Below are 6451 nucleotides of genomic sequence, written 5' to 3'. Positions count from 1 at the left end.
AACGGCTCGATGAACTCCCACTCCTCATCGGTGAGTTGCGCACGTGTCACACCAGAGTCTTACCGGACCACGACCTCATCCAGGACCCAAAACCCGAAACTGATCACAACCGAAGACAGGCCCTAGCTGGCCACCGTCTGTGTGCTGCAGTTCCTGCTCGGTTTGTCGGACCGGCAGGCGGCCGAGGCGGTTCGCTGCCGCATCGATTTCAAGTACGCGCTGGCCATGGAACTGGACGATCCCGGCTTCCATTCAGCGTGCTGGCCGACTTCCGCGCGCCTGAAGGCGGCCGGTCTCGTCCGCGAGCGCACCACCCAGCGCACGGACTCCACCCACGTCCTGGCCGCGGTGCGCGAACTGACCCGGCTGGAACTGGTCACCGAGGCCGTCCGCGCCGCGCTGGAAGAGCTGGCCGGCACAGCTCCGCACCTGCTGGCCGGCCTGGTTGACGAGGAGTGGGGGCGCCGCTACGGCCGTCCGGTCCGTCTGGGCAAGAACCCCACCCGCCCCAAGACCAGAATCCTTGCCACAGGCGGCGACGCCGTCCGGCTGCTGGAGCACGTCGGGGAGCATGGGGCGGATCGCCTGTCCGGTCCCCGGGTCCAGGCCCTGCGGCAGATTATGGTGCAGAACTACTACCGCGACGGGGCCGGCCGCCTGCGCTGGCGCACCGCCGAGGACGGCGGGCTGCCGTCCGCGGCGGTCGCAGTCGTCTCGCCCTACGACCCGACGGCCCGCTACGCGCGCCGCGGACATGTCACCCGTTGGAAAGGGTTCGTCGCACATCTCACCGAGACCTGTGATCCTGACGGCGTCAACGTGATCACAGATGTGGCCACCACCGACGCCACCAGCTACGACGCGAAGGCTCTGCCCGGCATCCACACCCGGCTGAAGCGCCGCGGGCTGCTGCCCGCCGAGCATCTGGTCGACGGCGAATACACCTCCCTGGTCCATCTGGAACAGGGAGCCCGCGAACACCAGGTCACGGTCACCGGGCCACTACCGGTCAACTCCACCCGCCAGCAACGCAAGAACGACGGCTTCGGCCGCGACGACTTCCACATCGACTTCGACCGCCAGCAGGTCACCTGCCCGCAGGGCGAGACCAGCGCGGGATGGCACGGCCCCTATCCGACCTCCTCACCCACCGCGGCACCTCTGATCGTGGCACGGTTCACCAAGAGCCAGTGCCGTCCCTGCCCGGTCCGCACCCGCTGCACGACCACCACCGACAGCGCCCGAACCGTGGGCTTTCCCCCGCGAGAACTCCGTGACCTGCAACTCTGAGTCCGCGCCGAGCAACAGACACCCGAATGGCAGGCCCGCTATGCGGTCCGCTCTGGAGTGGAAGGCACCATCAACGAGCTCGCTCACGGACACGGCATGCGCCGCTGCCGCTACCGGGGACAGCAGAAAGCCCACCTACAGCACGTGTTCACAGCCATCGCCGCAAACATCGAGCGCCTCAGCCGACGGCCGCCGACCGGAGAAGCACCTTCGTCGGAGCTGCATACGAACCAGGGGCAGCCCGGCCGCGTCGGACGAGACGTGCATCTTGGAACCCGGTTTGCTCCGGTCCGCGAGGCTCGGACCCGGATGTTCGCCTTCCCTTTCGGCCCGCATGTGCTCGGAGTCGAGGACGACGCGTGACAGGTCGAGGACGCCGCACTCGTTGCTGCGAGTCGAGTACGGCCTCGCGCAGTCGTCTCCCACACGCCGACGCTGGACCAGATCAGGAACCGGCGATACGCGGCCGACCTCGATCTGTCCATAATCGCTCTCCACCGCGTGCGAGGATCTCAAGCTGATCCGAACACGTTAATCCGAGTGACAGCGTCGCTGGCCGCCGCCGCGATCGGCACCTCAAGACGGCGGGCCGCTTCCAGATGGTTACTGGTCCAGACGATGCGCACGCCGGTCCCTGTTGCCTGCCCGTCCGCATCGTGCAGGTCACGGCGAACCGCCTCAACCAGTCGGGAGTTGTTTCTCGGGTCGGAGTCCAGCGGCTCGGGCACCGGCCCTTCGTTCTCCAGCCCGTCCGCCAGACTTTGATACCACCGCAGGATCCGCTCCGCCATGATGATCAGTTCCTTCTGCGCGGCGGCACGGTCGTCGAGCGATGCTCTGTCTGTGGACCGCCGCCACAGTTCCAGGACCGCGTCTCCGGCCAACCGGAGCCCGACAACACCAGCGACCAGGGTCGTCATCTCGCACAGAGGAACAGCCTTGGCCCCGCGTTCGGCCAAGTACGTCCGGAAGGCATCGTCCAGCCGGCGTGCCGCAGCCGCCGCCTGTCGGCCCTCCTGCGGAACCTGGATGGCCGCAGGCCCGAGAGCACAGCACGAGACCGCATAGTCCACCGCGGCGAGCAGATATCGCGCACTGTCGGCGTACGCCTCCGCCAGCGCCTTGCTGACCGCTGCGGAGGCGCCCCGTGGCCAGAAGAACAAGCCAACGACCAAACTCACGGCACAGCCGAGCGCGATGTCTTCGATGCGGAACAGGATCACCGAAAGGCCGGCAGGCTGTGCGATGTTGAACAAGACCACCAGTGTGAGTGTGAAGGCTGCCTGCCCGGCAGCGAACGAGACCGCTGCTGGAACGACACCCGCGAACATCACCGCGAGCGGCAGCAGGATCCACAACAGAGTTGTGTTGTGTCCGATGAGCTGAAGAACAGCGGCGCCCAGGACCGAGCCGACCAAAGTTCCGCCGAGGGCGCGAAAAACGTTCTGCCCGGTGTTGAGCGCGTTGGAACGCAGGACTGACAGGGTGCCGAGCATGACCCAAAAGGCGTGCTGGACACCGGTCACGTCGGCCAGCACGACTCCGATACCCAGACCGATGGCACCGCGGATGCTGTTGTGCAGCCAGACCGAGTGCGGTGCCACATGCGCGGCCGCACGCTCCGCTGCGCTGGTCAGCGGCCCGTCGGGCGCCCCCGTCACGCGGCCGAGCAGGCGATCCCACCAACTGCGCTGGTGAGCAGCGCGGGCGGCGCTGACGTTCTGCGCGATCTGCAGGACGACGAAGGCCACCCCCTGGGCCCGGAAGGACAGGTCGAGGCTGTCGATGAAGGTGTCCAGGTCAGGCTCGCTGGCGTCCCCGGCGCCCTGCGTCGGCATGCGGCTGACGGCCTCATCCTCCAGCGCAGTCAAAGCCTTCCGAAGTTCCGCTGCTCCGGCCAGCAGCCGCTCCGGTGAGTCGTTTGGGTCATCGAGCAACTGCGCCGACAGGTCCAGAACTTCCGCAGCAGCTCTGCGCACCTCCGACGACTCCGAGGCGCCCACTGGGCCGTCTTCCACTGCGGGAGCGGCCTCCGCGAGGATCGTGCTCAGCCAGGTCAGCTCATCGACCAGGCGAACCAGAGCCCGAGACTCGGTCGACAGGCCCGTGGGCCGGTAAGGGGTGGCGGTGAAGGCCTGCCGCAGCTCGTGTGCACTCGACTCGGTCTCCGCAGCACAAGAACGGCACTTCCGGAACGCCGTTGCGCGGGACCGACCTGCGAAGTAGTCCGCTTCGGCGCGCAGCTGCGCCGCCGCCGTCCGGCAGACCTGCGCCGCTGGTGCACTGAGCGGGTCGCCCTGCGGCCTCGGCCATAGCAACCAGACTGCGAGCATGGACGCCCCCGCCGCAAGTACCACGCCCATCAGTTGTTCGGGCAACTGCCCCAGCGGCGTGGGGGTCGCCACCGGCAGGATGAACGCAAGCAGCAGCGACGTCGCAGCGCCGGCCAGAACCGAGCTGACCACGCCCGAGAAGAGCACGACGAAGCCCACCAGCACCGTCGCCACCGCCGCGGTCCAGACCGACCGGGCCGCGAGGGTACCCAGCGAAACCAGCACCACCCACGCAACGGCGAGCGCCACATGTGCCCGCATCCGCTGGGCCAAGGGACCGGTGAACTCGACCAGCAGAAGCATCGAGAATGCACCGAACGCAGCGAAGGTAGCGGCGACCGGCGCATGGAAGACCTGGGTGCACAAGGCGAAGAGGAGGGGCATCACCACCGCGGTCCTGGCCGCCCGCCGCGTGGCGGCCAGGACCGGATCCCGGCGGCGCAACCATGCGGTGAGCTGACGCATCCGATTCATCACAATCCGCCTCGGGTTGGAGAAACGGTGACCGGGCAAGACGGTCATGAGGAACTCTTCACGCCCGGCGTTGCCGCCGAGCGGTCAGCCCGCGACGCGAGGGACACCAAGAACATGGGACGACGGCCCCCGCGTAGTCCGACGGCTTGCCCAGCATCAGCAGGGCCACCAGCGTCGACGCCGCGCAGCTCCCGAATACCGCGGTTGTCGGGATGGGCGAGAACCGGCACTGGGCTCGGTACAACGCGTACAGCCGCGTTGGCACGATGGAAGAGGCAAGCATCGAGACGAGGATCGACGAGAGCAGGACCAGCGCTGGCGGTACTGGACAGACGCGAGTGCTTGGGCGCCACGACTACCGCAGCCGGGGCTGCACCGCCAGCCCCGGCGACAGGACCTGCGGCGACCGTCTCCTCAGGCATGATCCGCTTCTCAAACAGCGCCATGAGACTCGTCCGTCCTCTGGTTCGGAGAGGTTCCGGTGTCGGTGACGGGTGGGTCCAGCCGCTCTCTGCTGGGAAACACCGGTGCCGAATTACCCTACTGGCGTCGGTCGTGCTGCCCGTTCTTACCTGCGGCTCGACCACCACTTGTCAGCTCGTCTTCGCTGCCCCCCCCGTGGGGCCGTTCGCTCTCCCCACGGCGGGCAGCGTCATGGTCGCCTGAGACGCCGGACCGCGACATCAACCGAATGTGTGACCGCTTCACATGCGTGGTACGGCAGGACCTGGCAATACCCAATGGGTGTTGCCCCCCGGCTATCTGCTGGATCAGGATCGCCGCCGGGCAGGACGCGCCGGCTTCCGGCAGGAAACGGACCAGGTCCTCAGCTTGACTCTGTCGGGGATCTTGTCAGTCGCTGACGGCCCGCCAGGACCTCAGCCGGGGGATCCCATGCTGGTCCAGGAAGTTCTGGAAGGCGGTCGGCGGCCGGGGAGGCGATGATTCTCCGGTCGGCGGCAGGCCGCTGAGGCGCTCGATGTTGACGGCGATGGCGGTCAGGACGTGCTGGAGGTGAGCCTTGTCCTGCTCTCGGTAGCGGCAGCGGCGCATGCCGTGGCCGTGGGCGAACTCGTTGACGGTGCCCTCCACTCCGGAGCGGACCGCGTATCGGATCTTCCAGCCGGGTGTCTGCTGCTCGGCGCGGGCGCGGAGTTGCAGGTCGCGGAGTTCTCGCGGTGGGAAGCCCACGTTGCGGGCGCTTTCGCGGGAGGTGGTGCACCGGGCGCGGACCGAACACGGCTGGCACTGGCTCTTGGTGAACCGCGCCACGATCAGCGGGGCCGTAGTGGGCGAAGAGGTCGGGTAGGGGCCGTGCCAGCCCCGGCTGACCTGGCCTTGGGGGCAGGTCACCTGCCGGCGGTCGAAGTCGATGTGGAAGTCGTCACGGCCGAAACCCTCGTTGCGGCGGTGCTGGCGGGTGGGGTTGCCCGGCAGCGGCCCAGAGACGGTGACCTGGTGTTCCCGGGCGGCCTGTTCCAGGTGGACCAGGGAGGTGTAGCCGCCGTCGACGAGGTGCTCGGCGGGCAGCAGGCCGCGGCGCCGCAGGCGGATGTGGATGCCGGGCAGCACTTGGGCGTCGTTCGTGGTGGCCGCGGTGGTGGCCACGTCCGTGATCACGTTGGGGCCCTCGGTCGCGCAGGTCTCGGTGAGATGGGCGACGAACCCCTTCCAGCGGGTGGTCTGCCCGCGGCGGGCGTAGCGGGCCGAGGTGTCGTAGGGAGAGACGACCGCCACTGAGGAGGGCGGCAGGCCGCCGTCCTCCTCAGCGCGCCAGCGCAGGCGGCCTGCGGCGTCGCGGTAGTAGTTCTGCACCATGATCTGCCGCAGGGCTTGGACGCGAGGGCCGAACGCGCGGCCTGCCCCGTGCCGGTAGAGGCACTCCAGGAGCCGGACGGCGTCCTCGCCGGTGGTGTTGATCCTGGTCTTGGGCCTCGTGGGGTTCTTGCCCAGGCGGACCGGACGGCCGTAGCGGCGCCCCCACTCCTCGTTGACCAGACCATCCAGCAGGTGCGGGGCGGCCTGGGCGACCTCTTCCAGCGCGGCCCGCACCGCCTCGGTGACCAGCTCCAGCCGCGTCAGGTCACGCACCGCGGCCAACACGTGGGTGGAATCGGTGCGCTGCGTGGTGCGTTCGCGCACGAGCCCGGCGTCCTTGAGGCGGGCCAGCGCGAGGTCGAGGAGGCGGTCGGCGCGATCACCGTGGATCAGGCGCTCACGGAAGTCAGCCAGCACGCTGAATGGAAAATTCCCCAGGTCACGGGCATGCTGACGCGTTCGTTGGCCAGAGCTTGAGATGGCGGTCAGCTTGCGGGGGCGAGAGTGACATCGTGGCCAAGCGCGTTGAGCTGGCG

The 6451-nt window shown here is 68.4% G+C and carries 3 protein-coding genes and 1 pseudogene; 2 read left to right on the top strand and 2 right to left on the bottom strand.

The genetic code is table 11. The features are described 5' to 3' along the window. Positions 1 to 141: 141 nt before the first annotated feature. Together ACTWQJ_RS44310 and ACTWQJ_RS44305 are read left to right on the top strand one after the other, a co-directional pair. The gene (locus ACTWQJ_RS44310; protein WP_443312064.1) at positions 142 to 1290 is read left to right on the top strand and encodes a transposase; all 1149 of its coding nucleotides are present in this window, start codon (positions 142 to 144) and stop codon (positions 1288 to 1290) included. A gap of 15 nt (positions 1291 to 1305) precedes the next feature. After that, a pseudogene (locus tag ACTWQJ_RS44305) lies at positions 1306 to 1653 on the top strand (transposase); the annotation flags it as partial. Between the two features lie 149 nt (positions 1654 to 1802). On the opposite strand, the gene ACTWQJ_RS44300 reads toward ACTWQJ_RS44305, so the two are convergent. Both ACTWQJ_RS44300 and ACTWQJ_RS44295 read right to left on the bottom strand, forming a co-directional pair. Beyond that, positions 1803 to 4145, bottom strand: coding sequence for an FUSC family protein (locus tag ACTWQJ_RS44300; protein WP_443312063.1), 2343 nt, complete (start codon positions 4143 to 4145; stop codon positions 1803 to 1805). An 804-nt stretch (positions 4146 to 4949) separates the two neighbouring features. Beyond that, positions 4950 to 6332 (bottom strand): transposase, encoded by a 1383-nt coding sequence (locus ACTWQJ_RS44295; RefSeq protein WP_443312062.1) that lies wholly within the window; start codon positions 6330 to 6332, stop codon positions 4950 to 4952. Between the last annotated feature and the right edge of the window lie 119 nt (positions 6333 to 6451).

Source organism: Streptomyces sp. KR55 (assembly GCF_052245645.1).
In the GTDB taxonomy this organism is placed as follows: Bacteria; Actinomycetota; Actinomycetes; order Streptomycetales; family Streptomycetaceae; genus Streptomyces; species Streptomyces flavusporus.
This window is presented reverse-complemented; position numbering and strand designations above follow the sequence as displayed.

Excerpts from the sequence above, each read along its gene's own strand:
- ACTWQJ_RS44300 (WP_443312063.1), bottom strand. The coding sequence starts at position 4,145 with ATGACCGTCTTGCCCGGTCACCGTTTCTCCAACCCGAGGCGGATTGTG.